This window comes from Streptomyces colonosanans, from assembly GCF_001866645.1.
Classification (GTDB): Bacteria; Actinomycetota; Actinomycetes; order Streptomycetales; family Streptomycetaceae; genus Streptomyces; species Streptomyces colonosanans.
This window is the reverse complement of record NZ_MLYP01000049.1, coordinates 113,131-131,969: the sequence shown is the minus strand read 5'-3', so window position 1 is coordinate 131,969 and position 18,839 is coordinate 113,131. Positions and strand designations below refer to the sequence as shown.

Here is an 18,839-nt window from a genome sequence, read left to right as displayed (position 1 = left end):
TCAGCCCACCGCGCTGGCTCTCCCCATCCCATCCAGGATCCAGGAGTTTCCATGCGAGCGTTCGTTGGCAATCAGGAGGCCGTGAGCAAGGCCGAATTCGCCGAGCTGGCCCAGGGGTTCGACGACCCCCGCGACCTTCCCAGCGACTTTCTCCCCACCTTGTTCCTCGGCGTACTCGGAGAGTCCGACGAGGAAGGCCGGGCCCGCCAGGCGGCGGCCAAGGACATCCTCGCCGAGCTGATCGAGATCAGCCGCAGCGAGGAGAGCCGAGGGGGCGACGAGCCGTCCATCGACGGCATGAACGCGGCCTACGCGATGCAGCTCGCCGCCGTGACGTCGCTGCCGAGTCGCTTCCGCGGGCGCGACGGCCGGACATCCAAGGCTGCGTGATGAACGGCCTGCACATCCCTACGTGGAACTCAGCAGCCCCGTACATCGTGGCCCTGGCTGTCAGCGCGTGGTTGGTGCGACGGGGCGTCCGGAGTCTGCGCGGCCGGGCGACTCCCGCCATCTGGGTCGCCGCCCTCGCCGCGATCGGCTGTACCGCGTACAGCGCGGATACGTCCTGGCGGTTCGCCGCTGACTATCTCGACATGGGCGGCACGGCGGAACGCGTCGCGATGTTCGCCGCGGCAGAGTTGGCATTGTTCGCCAACTCGCTCCTCGCGCGGCAGAACCTGAACGGCCCTAACGGGACACCAGGCGCCCCCGGCGTCCTGGTATGGGTCATCACCGGAGTTCAGATCATCCCGGCGTACGCCGAGTCGGGCGTGATCGGCGGTACGGTCCGGGCCTTCGTCGGGCCGGTCATGGCCGCAATGCTCTGGCATCTGGCTATGGGCATCGAACTTCGGCACCACAAACCCGGAGCCGCGTCCCACGGGCTCGCCGCACTGGTCGGCAGGGAGCTGCGCGAGCGTTTGCTCTCCCGCCTCGGGCTGGCCGAGCAGAACCGGGACGCAGCGCAGATCACCCGGGACCGGGCGACAGTACGAGCGGTCAAGCTCGCGGCACGGCTCGCTGCCATGACGCCCGTGCAGCGGGGGCGACGGTCCGGGCAACGGCTCAACCGTCGGCTCTCCGCCGCTGTGGCTCGTGCCTGTGTGGGCGCGGATCCCGAGCAGCGCAGGAAGCTCCTCGACCTGCTTGCGGCACGTCGCCACGCGGCCGGCCTCGCCACCGTCGAGCTGCCTTCCCCCTGGGAAGAGGTCCGGCCCGATCCCGCGGCCTCCGCACTGGCCGCACAGACACGCGAGCAGATGCACACGGCAACCGCGCGCATCCGGAGCCAGGCCATGCCTCGGATGCTCTTCCCTGATGTTGTCCCAGTTCGCGGGGTGGACAGTGGGGAGCGTTCATCTGAACGCCCCGAGCTGGACGAGGTGGACACCGAGGACCCCGGTCAGCCTCCGAAGCTGACCACCGAGGAAGCCCGCACCGCCATCGAGGAGGGGTGGGCCAACGGCCTCAGTGTCCGGGACACGGCGACGCTCGCGACCCGCGCCCCCAGCTACGTGCACAACGTGTTCGTGAAGCTGGACAAAGACCGAGGGCCTCGGCCGGTCCGCGGCCAACTCTCCCTGGTCAACGGCCACGACGCCCAGGCGGACGCCTCCGACCCGGACGGCGCCTGAACGCCATTCAGCAGTTCTACGCACTCCCACGCTGGCGCCCGGCTCTACGGTCAAGCAGCAGCCGGGCGTCAGCTTCCCTCCCGCAGATCCGGAAGGAAGTGTCAGTGAACCACGAGGACCGAGAAGGCCCCGGCAACATCCCAGAGGAAGAACTCTTCAGGCGACTGGAAGCCGAGCTGAGCGCAGACTCCAGTGAGCTTCTGGAGCCGACGACCGAGGTCATCAACCTCGGCAAGGCGCGGGCCGCACGCAGCGCGAAACCGGAAGCCGGAACCGACGAGCCCGCTCCGAACGAAGCGGACGAGCCCCGGCCACGGCTCGTCGACCAGCGCACACCGGCTCATGCGGGCCCGGGGCTGATCGACAGGATCAAGAACTCCAAGCGCATGGACGTAATCCCCGCCTGGGCGAAGTCCGCGAGTGAGTTCAAGGATGCGATGAAGTGGCTGGCCGGGCACGTCTGGCACTCCATCGCCTTTCATGCGGTCCGCGTCCCGTTCCTGTACGTGCCCAAGCTGGTCTGGCGCTCTCCTCGTGGAGTCGCCAACACCCTTGGTCAGATCACCCGGTGGGTCAGCGACGCCGAGAGCGAGCCGCTTCGCCGGGCCGAGGCACGCCGCGAGGACACCGACCGGTATCTCAAGCTCTCGCGTCAGCGTGACCGCCGGGCTGTGTGGCGCGGAATGCTGCTCACGTTCGCGATGCCGTTCGTCGCGGCGGCGGCGCTGTACCTCGCGTTCGGTACATCGTTCGGAGCGCAGCTCCTCGCCCTTGCTCTCGCGGTACTCGGTTTCGGCGTGAAGGGGGCGCCGGCGGATGCGCCTCTGGCGACCCGCGCGGTCATCAAGACCGAGGTGCAGAAGCTGACCAGCGACATCGTGGTCAAGGCGATGGCCTCCATCGGCATTGGCCAGATCACGAGCGCCGTCGCCAAGGGCGGTGACGGCATCAAGTTCGTCGCCCCCATCACCCGAGAGGGGCCCGGGTGGCGCGCGGACATTGATCTCCCGCTGGGCGTGACGGTCGCTGACGTCGCGGACCGGCGGGCCCGGCTCGCCTCCGGCCTGCGTCGTCCGCTGGGCTGCGTCTGGCCCGAGGCCGATCCCACGGAGCACGAGGGACGGCTGATCCTGTGGGTCGGCGACCGGGACCTCTCCAAGACCGGGTATGTGAAGTGGCAGTTGGCCAGTGCCCGCCGACACGACATCTTCAAGGGAGCCCCGTTCGGGATCGATCCGCGAGGCCGCAATCAGGTAGTCCCGCTGATCCAGCACAACGTGCTGATCGGCTCGCTGCCCGGCCAGGGCAAGACCGCCTCGGTCCGTGTGATCGCATCCGCCGCAGCGCTCGACGCCTCGGTCGAACTCTGGCTCCACGAGAACAAGGGCACCGGCGACCTGGATGCTCTCAAGTGCGTCTCGCATCGCTTCGTCTCCGGCATCGACGACGACTCGATCCGATACGCGGCCGACTCGCTGAGGCTGCTGCGCGAGGAGGTCATGCGCCGGGCAGCGGCCATGAAGAAGCTGCCCCGCGACCTGTGCCCGGATAAACGCATCACCCGGGAGATCGCCAACAAGCGCTCCCTGAAACTGTGGCCGCTGCTGGCCGTGTTCGACGAGTGCCAGAACCTCTTCGCTCACCCCGAGTACGGCAAGCAGGCCGGGGAGGACGCGGAGTTCGTCATCAAGTTGGGGCGTGCGCTCGGCGTCATCCTAGTGCTTGCGACGCAGCGCCCCGACAAGGACTCGCTTCCGACCGGTGTCAGCGGCAACGTCTCCATCCGGTTCTGCCTCCGCGTCGCGGGCCAGGTCGAGAACGACATGATCCTCGGGACGTCGGCGTACAAGAACGGCACCCGGGCAACCGCCTTCCGGCCCGAGGGCGACGCGGGCAACGGCTACCTCGTCGGTGCCACGGCACTGCCGACCGTGGTGCGCACGGCCTATCTCGACGACCCCGCGACCGATGCCATCGCCCAACGCGCGCTGGCCCTGCGCAAGGCCGAACACACCCTGTCCGGCATCGCCCTCGGCGAGGAGGGCGAGACCCCGGCGGGCCCCTCGTACGACCTCCTTGCCGACGTCGCCGCGGTGGTCCCCGTCTCTGAAGAGCGCGTGTGGAACGAGCGGATCGCCAGCCGGCTCGCTGAACTCCGACCCGAGGTCTACGGCGGCTGGAAGGGCGAGAACGTCACGTCCGCGCTCAAACCGCACGGCATCAGGACCACCGGCGTCGCCGGGATGACCGACGACGGAGCACGCACCACCCGGCGAGGCATCGTCCGCGCCGATCTCACGAATGCGATCGCGGAGCGTGATGGAACGAGGGATGCCGCCTAGCTCCGGCAACCCGCTACCGGTAGCGGGGCGACCTGCTACCGGTAGCACCCCTGCTAGCACCCAAAACAACACCTCACCAGTGATGTAGCGCGTAGCAGCCAGCCAGCGGAAACCCTCGAACCCTGCGGAAGGGCCCCCGATGACCCTCACGTTCCCTGCTATCACCTGCCTACTGTTCGTCACGCTCGGTTACGTGACGGTCTGCGCCTCCAGCCCGTTCGGTACTTGCCGCAGGTGCCGGGGCTTCGGCTTCCAGTTCAAGCAGGACCGTAAGGGCCGACTGAAGCGCGGACGGCCGTGCCGCCGCTGTGACGGCCATGGCAAACGCATCCGAGTCGGGCGCCGACTCTTCAATCGCGTCCAGCGGATCCACCGGGAGGGCAGCCGCTGATGCGCAACGCCCTCCGCCTCGCGGTCTTCGGCGTACTCCTCGGCCTGTTGCTCTCGTCGTGCTCCGGCTACCAGATGTCGCCCACCACTCCCGCTTCCAGCACCTCGAAAGGGGCCTCGTCATGGCCGTGACCATCTCGCTCGTCGTGATCTTCGGGCTCATCGTGTACGGCCTGCTTCGCGACGGCTCGCTCAGCTACGCACCCGCGTTCTTCGCCGTGATGTTCGGCTTCTTCCTCGCCTCCACGGGCGCCTCCGGACCGATCAACGACATCACAGCCAGCGTCATCCACTCGCTTCAGCAGCACCTTTGACCCTGCTCGGCTTCAGGAGGACAACGCACATGGCCCCTCACCCCGCTTCCGCCCCGCCCCGCATCTCCCTCATGGCCTCCGGAGAACTCCGCGACGCCCTCACCGCCATCGAGGAAGGCAAGGGTTCGACCGCGATCGCCGCGTTGATGGCCATCGACGCCGATTCCTGGCGCGCGATCGAAAACCGCCTTGCCGTGATCATCGGCAGCGACCTGCGGTCCCTGCTCCTGGCCATTGCTGAACGCCTCGTCGATCAGCCGAACTTGGCCTGACGTTGGACGCTCCACAACGAGGAAAGCAAGTGATCGACCCACACCACGCACCGACGGGCACCGCGTACGCCACGGCGCCGAGCATCGTGCAGGAGATCTGTCTGATCGCCGAGGCGTCCGGCTCCGGCCCGTCCGACGTGAGCGGCGACCGTGAGTTCCGCCTCCGCAAGGCCGCACTTCTCGACTGCATCGCCGTCCAGGAGCGGGCGCGGTACGGCGTCGCTGCCTCGGCTGATGCCGACGACGCTGCGGAGGTCGCCGCGGAGTGGCTGGTCGAGTACGACGTGGCGCACAGCGGTTTGAGCCGCAAGGGGCGGGACCTGGTCCTCGCCGAGGAGTACCGCGATTACGTCCGCGCCGAATACGAGGCCTGGAGCCGTTCACAGGCCGTCTGAATACGCCCGGAGCAGCGGCCGACGGGTCAACGAAGCCCGCTGCTCCGGTCCTCCCATCCCATCCAGGAAACAGGAGGTGCCCTAAGGATGCACCACAACACCCCTGCCCCGCTGCCCCGCACTGCCCTCGCCGCAGCGGAGCGCGGTTGGCACGTCTTCCCGCTTATCCCCGGTGCCAAGCGCCCGGCGATCCGGTCGTGGGAGCAGCGCGCAACCGTGGACGCCGAGCGCGTCACCCGCTGCTGGTCGACCGGGGGCTACAACCTCGGCATCGCCACGGGCCCGTCTCGACTCCTCGTGGTCGACCTGGACGTGCCCAAGCACGATCAGGACACCCCGCCCGCCGGAACCCCGAAAGGAGTGTCGGACGGCACTGACGCCCTGGCCCTGCTCGCCGAGCAGCACGGACAGCAGTGGCCTGGCGACACGTACACCGTCCGCACAGCAAGCGGCGGCGTGCACTTGTACTTCTCCGTCCCCGCGGGCGCGAAGCTGCGCAACAGTGCCGGCACCCTCGGCTGGAAGGTCGACACCCGCGCGGGCGGCGGATACGTCGTCGGCGCAGGCAGCACGGTAGACGGGAAGACATACGCCGTCGTACGAGACGCCGAAGTAGCGCCGCTGCCCGAGTGGATGACGAAACTCCTCATCACGGCGCCGCTGCCGCCGCAGCGCCCCGCGACCGTGCCGCTCATCGCCGACGGGCGCCGAGGCTCCTACCTGACCGTCGCCGTCAACGCTGAACGAGGCCGAGTCTCCGACGCGCCTGAGGGCAGGCGCAACAGCGCCTTGTACGAGGCCTCGGTGGCGCTCGGTCAGCTCGTCGCCGGACACGAGCTCACTGCAACGTACGTGTGTGAACGGCTGCTTGAGGCAGCCACGGACGCTGGCCTCCCCGAGCGCGAGGCGCGCCGCACCATCGCCTCCGGCCTGCGCGCGGGAGCGAAGAGGCCCCGGACCTTCGGGCGGAGGGCGGCATGAGCCACAACGTTCAGGAGACCTATCTCGGCTGGCGCGAGCTGATCCACATGAAGGACTGCTCGCGTCCCTCATGGACGGTCGACATCCGCGAGGACGAGGTCTACAGGTCGTCGTACGGCGGGTATCGAGGGCCGGTCGAACGACACTCGTGCCCGAACGAGGAGTGCGAGCACGGCGGCTCCTGCCTTCGCACGACGGTCCGCGTGGTCTGCCTCTCGTGCCACGTCGCGCACGTCATCACTGGAGAGAGCGGCAGTATTCGCAGCTCGACCACGGAGACGACTGGTTACGGCGAGGCCCCGCGCAAGGTTGGCGGCCTGTTCCTGTGGCCGGGCGAGCCGTGGCCCTGGTTCGACAGCGGGCCCCGCGAGTGGCTGGTGTCGCGGAAGAAGCCTCAGCGGCTTCACGAGGAGGACCTGACGGGCTCGATCTCCGAGGGGCGCGGTCCGCGAGGCGGCAGGACGTACAGCGCTGCCGCACTGCCGTCGCCAACCGGTCCGTACGGCATCGGTTCGCGGATCCGCTGGGAGCGCGCGCAGGACGGCTTCACCTCGATCACCGCCGCCGCGAAGTGGATCGCCTCGCAGGGGCGTAAGAACGGCGCGAGCCCGGACCACGAGGGCGGCAAGGCATGAGCGAGGACCTGTACGAGATGCCCCACCCGCACTCCGGACCCTCGTCCCCGGAACCCCACCCGCTCCAGCCCGCGCAGCAGCGCATCCGTACGGCATGGTCCGCCGACGAGCTGATGGCCATGGAGTTCCCGGAGCCGAAGTGGGCCGTGCCCGGGATCATCTCCGAGGGCGTCAACCTGCTTGCCGGTCCGCCGAAGGTCGGCAAGTCGTGGATGTCCCTCGGCCTGGCCCTCTCGGTCGCTGCCGGAGGGCAGGCCATGGACAGCGTGCCCGTGGAAGGCGGCCCGGTTCTCTACCTCGCCCTGGAGGACACGCCCCGCCGCCTGCAGACCCGCATGCGCAAGATCCTCGGCAGTAACCGGGCCCCTGCCTCACTGACGCTGGCTACCGCTTGCCCGCCGCTCCCCCAGGGCGGCAGTGAGGCGATCGCCCAGTGGTGCGAGCGCAACCCGGACGCCCGCATGGTCGTGATCGACGTCTTCGCGAAGATCCGCGGGACGTCGGCGCCGGGTGCCTCCGCGTACGACGCGGATTACGCGGCCGTCGGCCACGTGAAGCGGGTCGCCGATCACTACGGCATCGCCATCGTCCTCGTCCACCACGTCCGTAAGGCCGGCTCGGACGACTTCCTCGCCGAGGTCTCCGGCACCAACGGCCTGGCGGGCGCGGCCGACGCAACACTCGTCCTCAAGCGGTCCCGGGGCCAGGCGGACGGCGTCCTGCACGTCACCGGCCGCGACGTCGACGAGTCCGAGTACGCCCTCCGCTTCTACGCGGAGGCCGGCGCCTGGCAACTCCTCGAAGGCCCCGCCGCCGACCACACCATCAGCGACAGTCGCGCGACGGTCCTGCGCTACGTCCGCGAACACCCCGGAGCCGCACCGAAGCAGATCGCCGAAGGGACGGGCCTCTCGTCCGACCTCGTGCGGCAAACCTGCTCGCGCATGGCGAAGGACGTCCAGCTCATCCGCAAGGACGGGGGCTACACCGTCCCCGAGGAGGACGGGGGACAGGCATGACGAGTCACAGCAGTCACAGTGTCACTGCTGTCACGGTCACCAGGGCAGCCCCCGTCAATCTGTCCATTACGCATGAGGCGCTGACGGTCCCGGAAGCGATGGCGGCACTCCGTCTCAGTCGCTTCAAGGTCTACGACCTCATCCGCTCCAAGCAGCTCCAGAGCCTCAGAGCAGAGCGCGGCCAGCTCGGGCCGTGGCCCACTCAGGAAGAGGAGTCATGATCCCAGGCCAGAAGAACCAGAGCCTCCCCTTGACGTATTCGCCTGCCGAAGTCGCCGAGGCGCTCGACTGCTCCGAGTGGTGGGTGAAGGAACAGGCACGCCGGCGCCGCATCCCGTTCATCCGCAGCGGTAGCGGCTACCGCTTCACCCGGTCGCATGTGGAGGAGATCTTCCGCATCTTTGAGGAGCGTCCGGACCAGGTGAACATCCCCGAGGCGAAGACCACTCCAGCGCGCCGCCGAACGCTTGCCCACCGTGACGGGCCCGCGGCGCAGCTCCGAGCGCGGCGCCCGCGGCGCACTCGGAACGCCGCCTGACAGTCCAAGACGACCGCGGCGGGCGGGAGCTGAAACACCCGCTCCCGCCCGCCGCTTGTGATGAGAGGGAGCATGGGATTCGTCGAAAATCGCGGCACGTACTGGCGTGGCCGCTACAAGATCGCGCCGGGCAAGTACGGCACCGTCGCCGACGAGAACGGCAACGCCATCCGCTTCCGTACGAAGCGCGAAGCGAAGAAGGCGGCTGACGCCGAAGAGGCCAAGGTACGGGGCGGCACGTGGAGGGACCCGGCAGCCGGACAGACCACCTTCGGTGAATACGCCTCGAGGTGGTACGCGGCGCAAGATCTGGCCGCGTCGACCATGCAGAACTACCGACGGCACCTGGAAGAACACCTACTTCCGGAGTTCGAGGACTATCCGCTGGCGTCCATCCAGCGCGCAGACGTCGATGCCTGGGAGAAGAAGGAAAAGGCGCTCTACGCCACATCCAGCGTGAAGACCTGGCGCGGCACGCTCCACCTGGTCCTGGAAGACGCGGTGGACGAAGAACTCATCAGTTCCAACCCCGCCACGAAGCGCCGCGGAAGGGGGAAGCGTGCTGGTCGGTCGCGTGACCGTGGGCCGGAAAAGGTCGTGACGGATCCGCTCGGCATCCTGTTGTGCGCGGAGCGGGCCTCCCTCCTCTCTGGTCGCGATGACGAGTTCGTGGCCTTTGTCACCAAGGGCTACACGGGCATGCGGTGGGCCGAAATCGTGGGCCTGGAGACGGAGTTCATCCGCCCGGCAGCCGTACGTGTGGAATGGCAGCTCTACGAACTCGATTCTGGAGCGTTCGAGCGGTGCCCGCCCAAAGACGACAGCTACCGAACCATCGACGCTCCCGCGTGGCTCGCTCGACTGTGGACCGGGCACATAGTTCGTTCGCAGCCGAAACCCTGCACCTGCCACGGCAAGACGTACGTGTTCCGAGGGCAGGGTGTGTCCCGCACGGGGGAGACCGGCGCGAAGGTGGTGGACGTGGCCAGACGCGCCGGCGTTTCCACCGGCACCGTGTCCAATGTCCTCAACCGGCCGGAAGCCGTAGCCGAAGCCACCAGGGCGCGTGTTCGGGAGGCGATCGAGGCTCTCGGGTTCACCCGTGGCGGGGGTGCCGTCGACCAGGCGGAGCACTGGCGCCGCAACGGGTTCGCCACGTGGCTCTTCACGCCGGCCGCGTCGGGCTGGTACCCGAAGAAGGCGCCGCAGGAGGCGCGGCCCGTGCCCGTGCTGGCCCATCCCTGGCCCGGTGTGCCTGCCCGGGGGAGGGGTGCCCAAGCGCGGGCGGATGCCTGCTGGGCGCCGATCGCGAAAGGGCTCACACCCCACGGGCTGCGGCACACCCACAAAACGCGCATGGAAGGGTTCCGCACCCCACCGAAGCTCATGGACGAGCGCATGGGGCACATCGACGGATCCGTGCAGGCGCGCTACTCCCACATCACCCGAGAGATGCGCGAGGAGCTGTTGAGGCACCTCACCGTCGAGTGGGAGGCGTCCCTTGATGCCCGGTTGGCCATGTGCCCGACGTCACCGGTCGCCGTGCTCAACGACCTCTTACAGGAACGCCTGAGCGCACGTCGGTAGACGGCCCCTGGGGGCGGGATTCCAAGATCTTCTCCCAGATTTCTCCCAGGCGCGCCCCATGCAACAAGTCAGGCCCGGTGCTGATCTCTCAGCACCGGGCCTGACCTGGTGTTTCACTGTCGGGGTGGCGGGATTTGAACCCACGACCTCTTCGTCCCGAACGAAGCGCGCTGCCAAGCTGCGCTACACCCCGATGTCGCTGCTTGTTGCGGCGACGACGTTTACTTTAGCCCACTGGTGGCTAGAGACGAAATCCGGTTTTGGTGCGGCGGCGGACCGGGTCCGGGCGGAGGTGGTCGAGGACGACCATCAGGAGGGCCAGACCGAAGAACGACAGGCCGAGCAGGAGCGCGTTGGCGAGGACGCTTCGGTAGCCGAGTCGGCCGGCGTCCAGGAACGGGTACAGATAGCGCCCCTCCGTGCCTGGCGCGATCAGCTCCCCCCGTACGAGGGAGACGGCGAGGTATGCCATGGGGTACAGCAGCCACTTCGCCGCATGCCGAACGCTCAGCGGGGCCGGGCGTGTCAGCAGGAGCCAGTCGAGCAGGGCCGCGGCCGGCGTCACCGTGTGCAGCAGCTGGTTGGTGAGCGCCGGCCAGCCTGTGAGTGCGCCGGTCTGGCCTGTCATCGAGAAGGTGCCCGGCTCGTTCACCAGGACCACGTGGTAGACCAGGCTCGCGATCAGGGCGTAGAAGAGTGTTCCGCCGGTCACCAGCGGTGGCAGCGGGCGGCGGGCCGCCCAGGCTCGCCATGCCGACAGCGTGAAGACGAGTGCGATGAGCACATTGGCCTGGATCGTGAAATAGCTCAGCACCCGTACCGGGCTGCCGAGGAACAGGTCGGCGGCCACCGCCGCCGCGGCCACCAGCGCCACCAGCCAGCGGTAGGCGGCCGCGAAGGGGCGGTGCAGGGGGCTCACCACGGCGGCGGCGGGGACGACGGACGGCAGCAGCCTCGGCCTGCCCGGCACCGCGGGGAGGTCCGGGATGTCCTTGGGTATCCGCGTGGTCATGCCCTCACGCTAAGCGGATCGGGCATAACGGGCAATATGGGTGATCCTGGCGGGTTACGGTCGCCCGCCGCCATTTCCTCTCAACAGCTGCTTCCTTCCCGCCGGCCTCTGCCGCCCGGCTACTCCCGCCCCACCAGCGTCAGCAACGTCGCCTCCGGGGGACACGCGAACCGCACCGGCGTGTAGCGGTTCGTACCGCAGCCCGCCGACACGTGCAGGTATGACGTCTGGCCCTCGGCCGTGTGACGGGACAGGCCCTTCACCCGGTCCGCGTCCAGGTCGCAGTTGGTGACCAGGGCGCCGTAGAAGGGGATGCACAGCTGGCCGCCGTGGGTGTGGCCCGCCAGGATCAGCGGGTAGCCGTCCGCTGTGAACGCGTCCAGGCTGCGCAGATACGGAGCATGGACCACGCCCATCGAGAAGTCCGCCGAGGCGGAGGGACCGCCGGTCACGCGCGCGTACCGATCGCGCTTGATGTGCGGGTCGTCCAGGCCCGTCAGCTCGATCTCCAGGCCCTCGATCTTCAGCGTCCCCCGCGTGTTCGTCAGGTTCAGCCAGCCCGCCGCGTCGAAGCCGTCGCGCAGGTCCTCCCAGGGGTTGTGGATCGCACCGACCACGGGCGCGTTGCCGTTCAGGCCGTGGTGGCCCTTCGCCTTCTCCACCAGGTAGCGGGCGGGGTTGCGGAGTCTGGGGCCGTAGTAGTCGTTGGAACCGAAGACGTACGCCCCCGGGAAGGCCATCAGCGGGCCCAGCGCGTCCAGCACCTCCGGCACGCCCTCCGGGTCGGAGAGGTTGTCCCCGGTGTTGATCACGAAGTCCGGGCGGAGGCCCGCGAGCGAGCGCAGCCAACGCTGCTTCTTGCGCTGGCCGCTCACCATGTGGATGTCCGAGACCTGCAGCACACGCAGCGGGCGTGCGCCCGAGGGCAGCACCGGGACCGTCACCCGGCGAAGCCGGAAGGAACGGGCCTCGAACCCGGCCGAGTACAGCAGTCCGGCGGCGGCAACCGCCGTGATTCCCAGGGGTACTCCGTATCGCGCGCGCATACGTCCATCGTTGCAGAGCCGGAGGACGCCGCGCGCAACGCCTGTGGACAACCATGGGCAGGCCGCCTGAGCGCCCCTGTGGACAACCGGGACCCTCGGCGAAGCGCTTGCGTGAACCGGTGCCCATCGCGGGAAACCGGCTGCGAACCCCTGGAAATCAACGGGCGGCAGCCCTGTCACACCTGCGACAATCAGAGCCATGACCACGCTCAAGTCGAAGCTGCACGAAGACCTCAACGCCGCGATCAAGGAGCGCGACGAGCTCCGCTCCTCGACGCTCCGGCTGACGCTCGCCGCGATCACCAAGGAGGAGGTCGCGGGCAAGGAGAAGCGCGAACTCTCCGACGAGGAGGTCACCAAGGTGATCACCCGAGAGGCGAAGAAGCGCCGCGAGGCCGCCGAGGCATTCGCGCAGGGCGGGCGCACCGAGCAGGCCGAGCGGGAGAAGGCGGAGGGCGAGCTGCTCGCCACGTACCTGCCCAAGCAGCTGTCCGACGACGACTTGCGGCAGATCGTCGCCCAGGCCGTGGAGGAGGCGAAGGCCGCCGGCGCCGAGGGGCCGCGTGCCATGGGCCAGGTCATGAAGATCGTGAACCCGAGGGTGGCCGGCCAGGCCGAGGGCGGGCGCGTGGCCGCGGTCGTGAAGGAACTGCTGGCGGGCTGACCGGCCGCGTCATGTGCCGATGCGGTCCACGTGACCGTGTCGGCCGTCCGCCGGTGGTCCGTCCTCACTGATCACAGGCCGTCAGGCACCGGTCGGCCGATGGCCGACCGGTGCCTGACGAGTGACATGCTGCGCGCGCCGGCCGTGGGCGCCGAGGGGCGCGTCAGCCGCGCCGCCCCCCATGGCCGTGCCGGCCCGTCCCCTGGGGGACGGAAGGATTCGGCAACGCGCCCCCGTCCGTGCCGCCGGCGGTCAGGCCGCCGATGAGACCGCCGTGGTTGTCCCCTCCGCCTTTGCCGTCGCCCTTGTCCTTGCCCTTGCCCTTGCCCTTGCCCTTGCCCTTGTCACCATCCGGGATGTCGACGTGGTTGAAGGGCGGGGAGTCCTTGCCGGCGAGGGCACCGGTCATGGCGTCTCGCCAGATCGGCCCCGGCACCTCGCCGCCGTAGACCTTCTCGCGCCAGACGCCGCCGATGGAGATCTTCTCCATCTTGACTTGCTGCGTGGAGCTGCCGACCCAGACGGCGCCGGACAGGTTCGGCGTGTAGCCGACGAACCAGGCGTTCCTGCGCTCGTCCGTCGTGCCGGTCTTACCGGCGTTGTCGCGGTCGCCGAGACCGGCCTGCTTACCCGTACCGGAGTCGATCACACCGCTCAGCAGCGTGTTGATGGTGTCCGCGGTCGTCTCGGACATCGCCCGCGAGCAGGTCGACTTCGGTACCGCCAGGGACTTCTGCCGGCCGTCGGCCTTCTGCGTGATCGACTCTATGGCGATCGGTGTGCAGTACATGCCGCGGGAGGCGAAGGCCGCGTAGGCGGAGGCCATGGTCAGCGGGGGGACGGACGATGTACCGAGAGAGATCGCGGGCACCTGGGGCAGCTGCTTGCCACTGCCCTGCACGATGTGCAGCGCGTCGGTCATGTGGATGACCGGGCAGAGGCCGGTCTCGGCGATCATCTGGATGAAGTAGGTGTTGACGGACTTGGCCATCGCCTCCTTCAGCCGGTACGGGCCCTTCTCCGACTTGCTCTCGTTCGGGACCTTCGCGTGTTCGTCGTTGGTCCAGGGCTTGCCACAGGTCTGGATCGGGCTCGGCACCTCGATCTCGTACGGCGACGAGTACTCCTTCGTCGCCGGTATCCCCTGCTCTATCGCCGCCGCCGCCACGAACGGCTTGAAGGTCGAACCGGTCGGGAAGCCCGCGCTCGACCCCATCTTCATGTCGACCGAGTAGTTGATCTCGGTCTCGTTCTTGCCGGAGCCGTACGGCTTCGACTGGCCCATGGCGAGGATCTTGCCGGAGCCCGGCTCGACCAGTGTGGCCGCCGATTCGACCGAGTCGGTTTCGTTCACGTGCTGCTTCAGCGAGGCCTGCACCGAGTCCTGCGACTGCGGGTCGAGTGTGGTGCGGATGGTGAGGCCGCCCTGGTTCCAGATCTTCTGCCGGTCGGCCTTGGTCTTGCCGAAGACCGGATCGTTGAGGAAGACCTTCTCCACGTAGTTGCAGAAGAATCCGGCGCCCCTGACCGCCGTGATGCAGCCGTTCTTGGGCCGGCTCACATGCAGTCCGAGGTCGGTCGCCTTGGCCTTGTCGGCCTCCGCCTGCGAGACGGCGTGCACATCGGCCATGCGCTGCAGCACCACGTTGCGCCGCTTCTTGGCCTCCACCGGGTTGGTCACCGGGTCGTACCGCGTGGGCGACTGGACGAGGCCCGCGAGCATCGCCGCTTCCTGGAGAGCGAGGTCCTTGGCGTGCTTGGAGAAGTAGCGCTGGGAGGCGGCCTCGATGCCGTACGCCTGCTGGCCGAAGAACGTGATGTTCAGATAGTTCTCGAGGATCTTCGTCTTGCCGAGTTCCTCCTCGAGCTGGATCGCGTACTTCAGCTCGCGGACCTTGCGGCCCATGGTCTGCTGGGTGGCCTGGGCGACCTTCGTCGGGTCGTCTCCGGCTTCCTCCACGAAGTAGTTCTTCACGAGTTGCTGGGTGAGCGTGGAGGCGCCCTGGGACACCCCGCCGCTCTGCGCGTTCTGGTTGAGCGCGCGCAGGACACCCTTCAGGTCGATCGCGCCATGCTCGTAGAAGCGGGAGTCCTCGATCGCGACGAGCGCCTTCGGCATGTACGGCGACATGTCCTTGATGTCCACCACCGTGCGGTCACGCGAGTACACCGTGGCGATCTGGCCGCCCTGGCTGTCCAGGATGGTGGTGCGCTGACTCAGCTGAGGGCTCTTCAGATTGGCCGGGATGTCGTCGAATCCCTGGACCGACCCCTTGGCCGCGAGTCCGAGCGCACCCGCCGCGGGCATCGCGATGCCGGCCATCACCGCCCCGGCGAGCACACTCACTCCGAGGAACTTGGCGGCCTGCTGCACGGAGGACAGTCCCCCACCCGAGCGCTTGTTTGGCATGGGGGCAGCCTACGTTCTCATTCGCCGGACACACATAGATGCCTTGGCCTAAGCTGCTCCCAACTGTCACAGGAGTAGGGCCACGTTACAAGTACGTCCGGTGACCCCCGAATCGTTCCGGTGTTCTCCGATCTTTTTTGTTGAGCACGTGCCCGAAATCGCCTTGTGCGTCAGTGGATGTCCGTTGTGGCATGGCTGAACTGCCCCGATGTGCCTGGAAAATCACGCATGTCGCCAGGTCACTCCCCCGGGTGATCTGCCGCTTACCCATAGTCCGTTCGGGCCATCCAAGATTGGGCCCGAAGGGGGTGTTGCGCTGTGCCCACCTTCCGTAACGTCCTCAACTGGCGGCGGTGAATATGCCGCTGCCGCCGTGGGGGAGCCTCGAATCGGGAGAGGACGGCGCCGGTATGGGCTGGGTAACCGACTGGAGTGCGCAGGCTGCCTGCCGCACTACCGATCCGGATGAACTGTTTGTTCAAGGAGCAGCGCAGAACAGGGCCAAGGCGGTGTGCACCGGATGCCCGGTACGCACGGAGTGCCTTGCCGACGCGCTGGACAACCGCGTCGAGTTCGGCGTGTGGGGCGGCATGACGGAACGGGAGCGCCGCGCACTGCTGCGCAGGCGGCCGACCGTCACCTCATGGCGTCGCCTGCTGGAGACCGCGCGCTCGGAGTACGAGCGCGGAGCGGGTCTTCTTCCCCTCGACGAGGAAGAGGCCTACGAGAACTACGCGGCGGTGGGCTGAGGCGGTCGCTGCCAGGCGCGGCCGTTCGTCGCCGTCGGCCACGGACATCCCCCGTGGCGTCGTTGGAGCCTGTGAGGAGGAGACCTCGGGCAGGTCGGCACGTCAACGAGTGGGCACAAAGGGGAAGTTGAGCCGTGGGCGGCGCGGGATCGCGCCCAATGCCCGCAGGTGTGCTGTCGCAGTGGGCCTCCGGGCGTCGGCGGGTGGGTCTGCCGGGCATCCCCCGTGGGGCTCCAGGCCACCTCCGGGCTCATGCGCGGGTTTCTGAGCCGCGCTCCCCGGGCGGGCGCCTCGAACCCGCGGGAGCCCCAAGTGCAGGGCGGCTGCGGGCCGGACACGGATTGCAGTTCGGCGTCACCGGGTCGTCACGTCTGCATCGTGCGCCACCGACGAGGACGGCCGCCAAGGAAGGCGACCGAACCCCTTACGCGTGTGTGTCGTACTCCTCGGGAAGCTCCGGCCGGTTGGCCGCGAGCCGGTCCCCGATGTTCCGCAGCCCCGTGAGGTCGTGGACGTCGCCGGGCAACGCGCCCACTTCTGCCACGGCCACCTCGGGATGGAGCGCGGTGAAGCGGTCCCGCGTGCGCTGCTCACGGAAGAGCAGCCGCATGCGCTCGGCATGCAGCCTCAGCAGGCCCGCGGTGAGTTGTTCGATGTTCCGGTCCGGGTTCGCGGCGGTGAGGGAGCCTCCGTCGGACACGGCCTCTTCGGGCGAGGGAGAATCTGAACTGTCGTACGGGTCGGGAGAGTTACGAAGACCAGCTTTCCCGCGCTCCTGATCCACAATGCGGGGCTCTTCAAGATTTTCCGCGGCGGCGAGCGCCCGTTCGGCCGACAGCTGGGCCGCGCCGCTGTCGTGGACCCGGTTGAGCACCAGACCGGCCAGCGGCATGTCCTCGGCGGCCAGCCGCTCCACGAAGTAGGCGGCCTCGCGCAGCGCGTCCCGCTCCGGAGCCGCCACCACCAGGAACGCCGTACCAGGCGCCTGCAGCAGCTTGTAGGTGGCGTCCGCGCGCGTGCGGAAGCCACCGAACATGGTGTCCATGGCGGCCACGAACGTCTGGACGTCCTTCAGGAGTTGTCCCCCGAGCAACTTCCCCAGGGCGCCCGTCATCATCGACATCCCGACGTTCAGGAACTTCATCCCCGCACGGCCGCCCACCTTCGCCGGGGCCATCAGGACGCGGATGAGCTTGCCGTCCAGGAAGGACCCGAGCCGCTTGGGGGCGTCCAGAAAGTCCAGCGCCGACCGCGAGGGAGGGGTGTCCACGACGATGAGGTCCCACTCGTCCCGTGCCCGCAGCTGCCCCAGCTTCTCCATCGCCATGTACTCCTGCGTGCCCGCGAAGCCCGCCGAGAGCGACTGGTAGAAGGGGTTGCTCAAAATGGCGGCCGCCCGCTCGGGGTCCGCGTGCGCCTCGACGATCTCGTCGAACGTGCGCTTCATGTCGAGCATCATGGCGTGCAGTTCGCCGCCCCCGGAGTCCTCGATACCCTTCACCCGCCTCGGGGTGTTGTCGAGCACGTCGATGCCCATCGACTGGGCGAGCCGACGGGCCGGGTCGATCGTGAGCACGACCACCTTCCGGCCGCGCTCGGCGGCGCGCAGCCCGAGGGCCGCGGCGGTGGTCGTCTTGCCGACGCCGCCGGAGCCGCAGCACACGACGATGCGCGTCTTCGGGTCGTCGAGGAGGGAATCGACCTCCAGGACCGACACGGGATTCAACGCGCGCGGCGACCCCATGTCAGGGATGTGTGCAGCATCGGGTGCGCAGGCCGTGTCGTCGTGCGTGGAGGCCGGGTCCGAATTCATGAGATCCCTTGCTGACGCAGTTCCGTGGCCAGTTCGTACAGGCCCGCCAGGTCCATCCCCTCGGCGAGCAGCGGCAGTTCGTGCAGAGGCAGGCCCAGCTCCGTGAGCACGCCGCGCTGTTCGCGCTCCAGGGCGAACCGCTCCGCGTACTCGTCGGCCTGCCTCAGCAGCGGGTCCACCAGCCGCTCCGCGAGGCCGCCGCGCCGCGCACCACCGAGCCCGGCCCCGGACAGGGACCTGGCGATGGCCGCCCGCGGCACGGCGCGCGCGAACTCCAGCTCCGCCTGGTCCAGGACCGTGGGCCGCACCATGTTCACGATCACCCGTCCCACCGGCAGCTTCGCGGCACGCAGTTCGGAGATCCCGTCCGCGGTCTCCTGAACGGGCATCTCCTCCAGGAGCGTCACCAGATGCACGGCGGTCTCCGGGGACTTCAGCACCCGCATCACGGCCTGGGCCTGATTGTGTATCGGGCCGATCTTGGCGAGGCCGGCCACCTCGTCATTCACGTTCAGGAAACGGGTGACGCGCCCTGTGGGGGGTGCGTCCATCACCACGTAGTCGTACGCGAACCGGCCGCTCCGGTCCTTCCTGCGGACGGCCTCGCACGCCTTGCCCGTGAGGAGCACATCCCTCAGGCCGGGCGCGATGGTGGTGGCGAAGTCGATGGCGCCGAGCTTCTTCAGGGCCCGTCCCGCGCCGCCCAGTTTGTAGAACATCTGGAGGTAGTCCAGCAGGGCCAGCTCGGGATCGATCGCCAGCGCGTACACCTCGCCGCCCCCGGGGGCCACGGCGATCTTCCGTTCCTCGTACGGCAGCGCTTCCGTCTCGAAGAGTTGTGCGATTCCTTGTCTGCCCTCGACCTCGACCAGAAGAGTGCGCTTGCCCTCTGTCGCGAGGGCGAGCGCCAGTGCCGCGGCGACCGTGGTCTTTCCGGTCCCGCCCTTGCCGCTGACGACCTGGAGCCTGCTCACGCCTTCGAGCCTAACCAGTCCGCGTGCGGGCTACGCGGGAGGCTGTGGACAACGGCCTCCGCGG

The 18,839-nt window shown here is 68.6% G+C and carries 20 protein-coding genes and 1 tRNA gene; 15 read left to right on the top strand and 6 right to left on the bottom strand.

The window, feature by feature from the left end:
* Positions 1–51: 51 nt before the first annotated feature.
* The 13 genes from BIV24_RS19315 (at position 52) to BIV24_RS19255 (ending at position 10,107) form a co-directional block, all read left to right on the top strand.
* Complete coding sequence (locus tag BIV24_RS19315; RefSeq protein WP_071367601.1) at positions 52–390, top strand: hypothetical protein; 339 nt, start codon at positions 52–54, stop codon at positions 388–390.
* A complete protein-coding gene (locus BIV24_RS19310; RefSeq protein WP_245766867.1) occupies positions 390–1,634 on the top strand; it encodes a hypothetical protein in 1,245 nt (414 codons plus the stop codon). Before BIV24_RS19315 ends, BIV24_RS19310 begins: the two co-directional genes overlap by 1 nt.
* A gap of 104 nt (positions 1,635–1,738) precedes the next feature.
* Complete coding sequence (locus BIV24_RS19305; RefSeq protein ID WP_245766866.1) at positions 1,739–3,976, top strand: P-loop NTPase family protein; 2,238 nt, start codon at positions 1,739–1,741, stop codon at positions 3,974–3,976.
* Between the two features lie 390 nt (positions 3,977–4,366).
* On the top strand, positions 4,367–4,498 hold the full coding sequence (locus tag BIV24_RS36090; protein ID WP_281247759.1) for a hypothetical protein: 132 nt from the start codon (positions 4,367–4,369) through the stop codon (positions 4,496–4,498).
* Positions 4,489–4,680 (top strand): hypothetical protein, encoded by a 192-nt coding sequence (locus tag BIV24_RS19295; RefSeq protein ID WP_071367599.1) that lies wholly within the window; start codon positions 4,489–4,491, stop codon positions 4,678–4,680. Before BIV24_RS36090 ends, BIV24_RS19295 begins: the two co-directional genes overlap by 10 nt.
* A 71-nt stretch (positions 4,681–4,751) precedes the next feature.
* Positions 4,752–4,952, top strand: coding sequence for a hypothetical protein (locus tag BIV24_RS19290; protein ID WP_143064627.1), 201 nt, complete (start codon positions 4,752–4,754; stop codon positions 4,950–4,952).
* Between the two features lie 29 nt (positions 4,953–4,981).
* The gene (locus BIV24_RS19285; protein WP_071367597.1) at positions 4,982–5,347 is read left to right on the top strand and encodes a hypothetical protein; all 366 of its coding nucleotides are present in this window, start codon (positions 4,982–4,984) and stop codon (positions 5,345–5,347) included.
* Between the two features lie 87 nt (positions 5,348–5,434).
* A complete protein-coding gene (locus BIV24_RS19280; protein WP_071367596.1) occupies positions 5,435–6,328 on the top strand; it encodes a bifunctional DNA primase/polymerase in 894 nt (297 codons plus the stop codon).
* Positions 6,325–6,963 carry a hypothetical protein gene (locus BIV24_RS19275; RefSeq protein WP_079168384.1) on the top strand — a complete coding sequence of 213 codons (639 nt, stop codon included), beginning with the start codon at positions 6,325–6,327 and terminating at the stop codon, positions 6,961–6,963. The genes BIV24_RS19280 and BIV24_RS19275 overlap by 4 nt, the downstream gene beginning before the upstream one ends.
* A complete protein-coding gene (locus BIV24_RS19270) occupies positions 6,960–7,982 on the top strand; it encodes an AAA family ATPase (RefSeq protein ID WP_071367595.1) in 1,023 nt (340 codons plus the stop codon). The genes BIV24_RS19275 and BIV24_RS19270 overlap by 4 nt, the downstream gene beginning before the upstream one ends.
* On the top strand, positions 7,979–8,203 hold the full coding sequence (locus tag BIV24_RS19265) for a MerR family transcriptional regulator (RefSeq protein ID WP_071367594.1): 225 nt from the start codon (positions 7,979–7,981) through the stop codon (positions 8,201–8,203). The genes BIV24_RS19270 and BIV24_RS19265 overlap by 4 nt, the downstream gene beginning before the upstream one ends.
* Entirely contained in the window at positions 8,200–8,520 is a 321-nt protein-coding gene (locus BIV24_RS19260) for a helix-turn-helix domain-containing protein (protein ID WP_071367593.1), read from the top strand. Before BIV24_RS19265 ends, BIV24_RS19260 begins: the two co-directional genes overlap by 4 nt.
* A gap of 72 nt (positions 8,521–8,592) precedes the next feature.
* On the top strand, positions 8,593–10,107 hold the full coding sequence (locus tag BIV24_RS19255) for a LacI family DNA-binding transcriptional regulator (RefSeq protein WP_071367592.1): 1,515 nt from the start codon (positions 8,593–8,595) through the stop codon (positions 10,105–10,107).
* Between the two features lie 119 nt (positions 10,108–10,226).
* Here the strand turns inward: BIV24_RS19255 and BIV24_RS19250 are convergent.
* From BIV24_RS19250 to BIV24_RS19240, 3 genes are all read right to left on the bottom strand, one after another.
* Positions 10,227–10,300, bottom strand: a tRNA-Pro gene (locus BIV24_RS19250).
* Between the two features lie 48 nt (positions 10,301–10,348).
* Entirely contained in the window at positions 10,349–11,119 is a 771-nt protein-coding gene (locus BIV24_RS19245) for a Pr6Pr family membrane protein (RefSeq protein WP_071367591.1), read from the bottom strand.
* Between the two features lie 119 nt (positions 11,120–11,238).
* Positions 11,239–12,165 (bottom strand): metallophosphoesterase, encoded by a 927-nt coding sequence (locus tag BIV24_RS19240; RefSeq protein WP_071367590.1) that lies wholly within the window; start codon positions 12,163–12,165, stop codon positions 11,239–11,241.
* Between the two features lie 199 nt (positions 12,166–12,364).
* On the opposite strand from BIV24_RS19240, the gene BIV24_RS19235 reads away from it, so the two are divergent.
* Positions 12,365–12,829: a GatB/YqeY domain-containing protein gene (locus BIV24_RS19235; RefSeq protein WP_071367589.1), complete on the top strand. Its 465-nt coding sequence runs from the start codon at positions 12,365–12,367 to the stop codon at positions 12,827–12,829.
* 163 nt (positions 12,830–12,992) lie between these two features.
* Here BIV24_RS19235 and BIV24_RS19230 read toward each other — a convergent pair whose 3' ends face one another.
* Positions 12,993–15,239: a transglycosylase domain-containing protein gene (locus tag BIV24_RS19230; RefSeq protein WP_071367588.1), complete on the bottom strand. Its 2,247-nt coding sequence runs from the start codon at positions 15,237–15,239 to the stop codon at positions 12,993–12,995.
* Positions 15,240–15,649: 410 nt separating this feature from the next.
* On the opposite strand from BIV24_RS19230, the gene BIV24_RS19225 reads away from it, so the two are divergent.
* Complete coding sequence (locus BIV24_RS19225; RefSeq protein ID WP_071367587.1) at positions 15,650–15,988, top strand: WhiB family transcriptional regulator; 339 nt, start codon at positions 15,650–15,652, stop codon at positions 15,986–15,988.
* Between the two features lie 424 nt (positions 15,989–16,412).
* Here BIV24_RS19225 and bagB read toward each other — a convergent pair whose 3' ends face one another.
* Both bagB and bagA read right to left on the bottom strand, forming a co-directional pair.
* The gene (bagB, locus tag BIV24_RS19220; protein WP_079168381.1) at positions 16,413–17,801 is read right to left on the bottom strand and encodes an ATPase BagB; all 1,389 of its coding nucleotides are present in this window, start codon (positions 17,799–17,801) and stop codon (positions 16,413–16,415) included.
* Positions 17,798–18,775, bottom strand: a complete 978-nt coding sequence (bagA, locus tag BIV24_RS19215) for an ATPase BagA (RefSeq protein ID WP_071367586.1) — start codon at positions 18,773–18,775, stop codon at positions 17,798–17,800. Before bagA ends, bagB begins: the two co-directional genes overlap by 4 nt.
* Positions 18,776–18,839 lie beyond the last annotated feature (64 nt).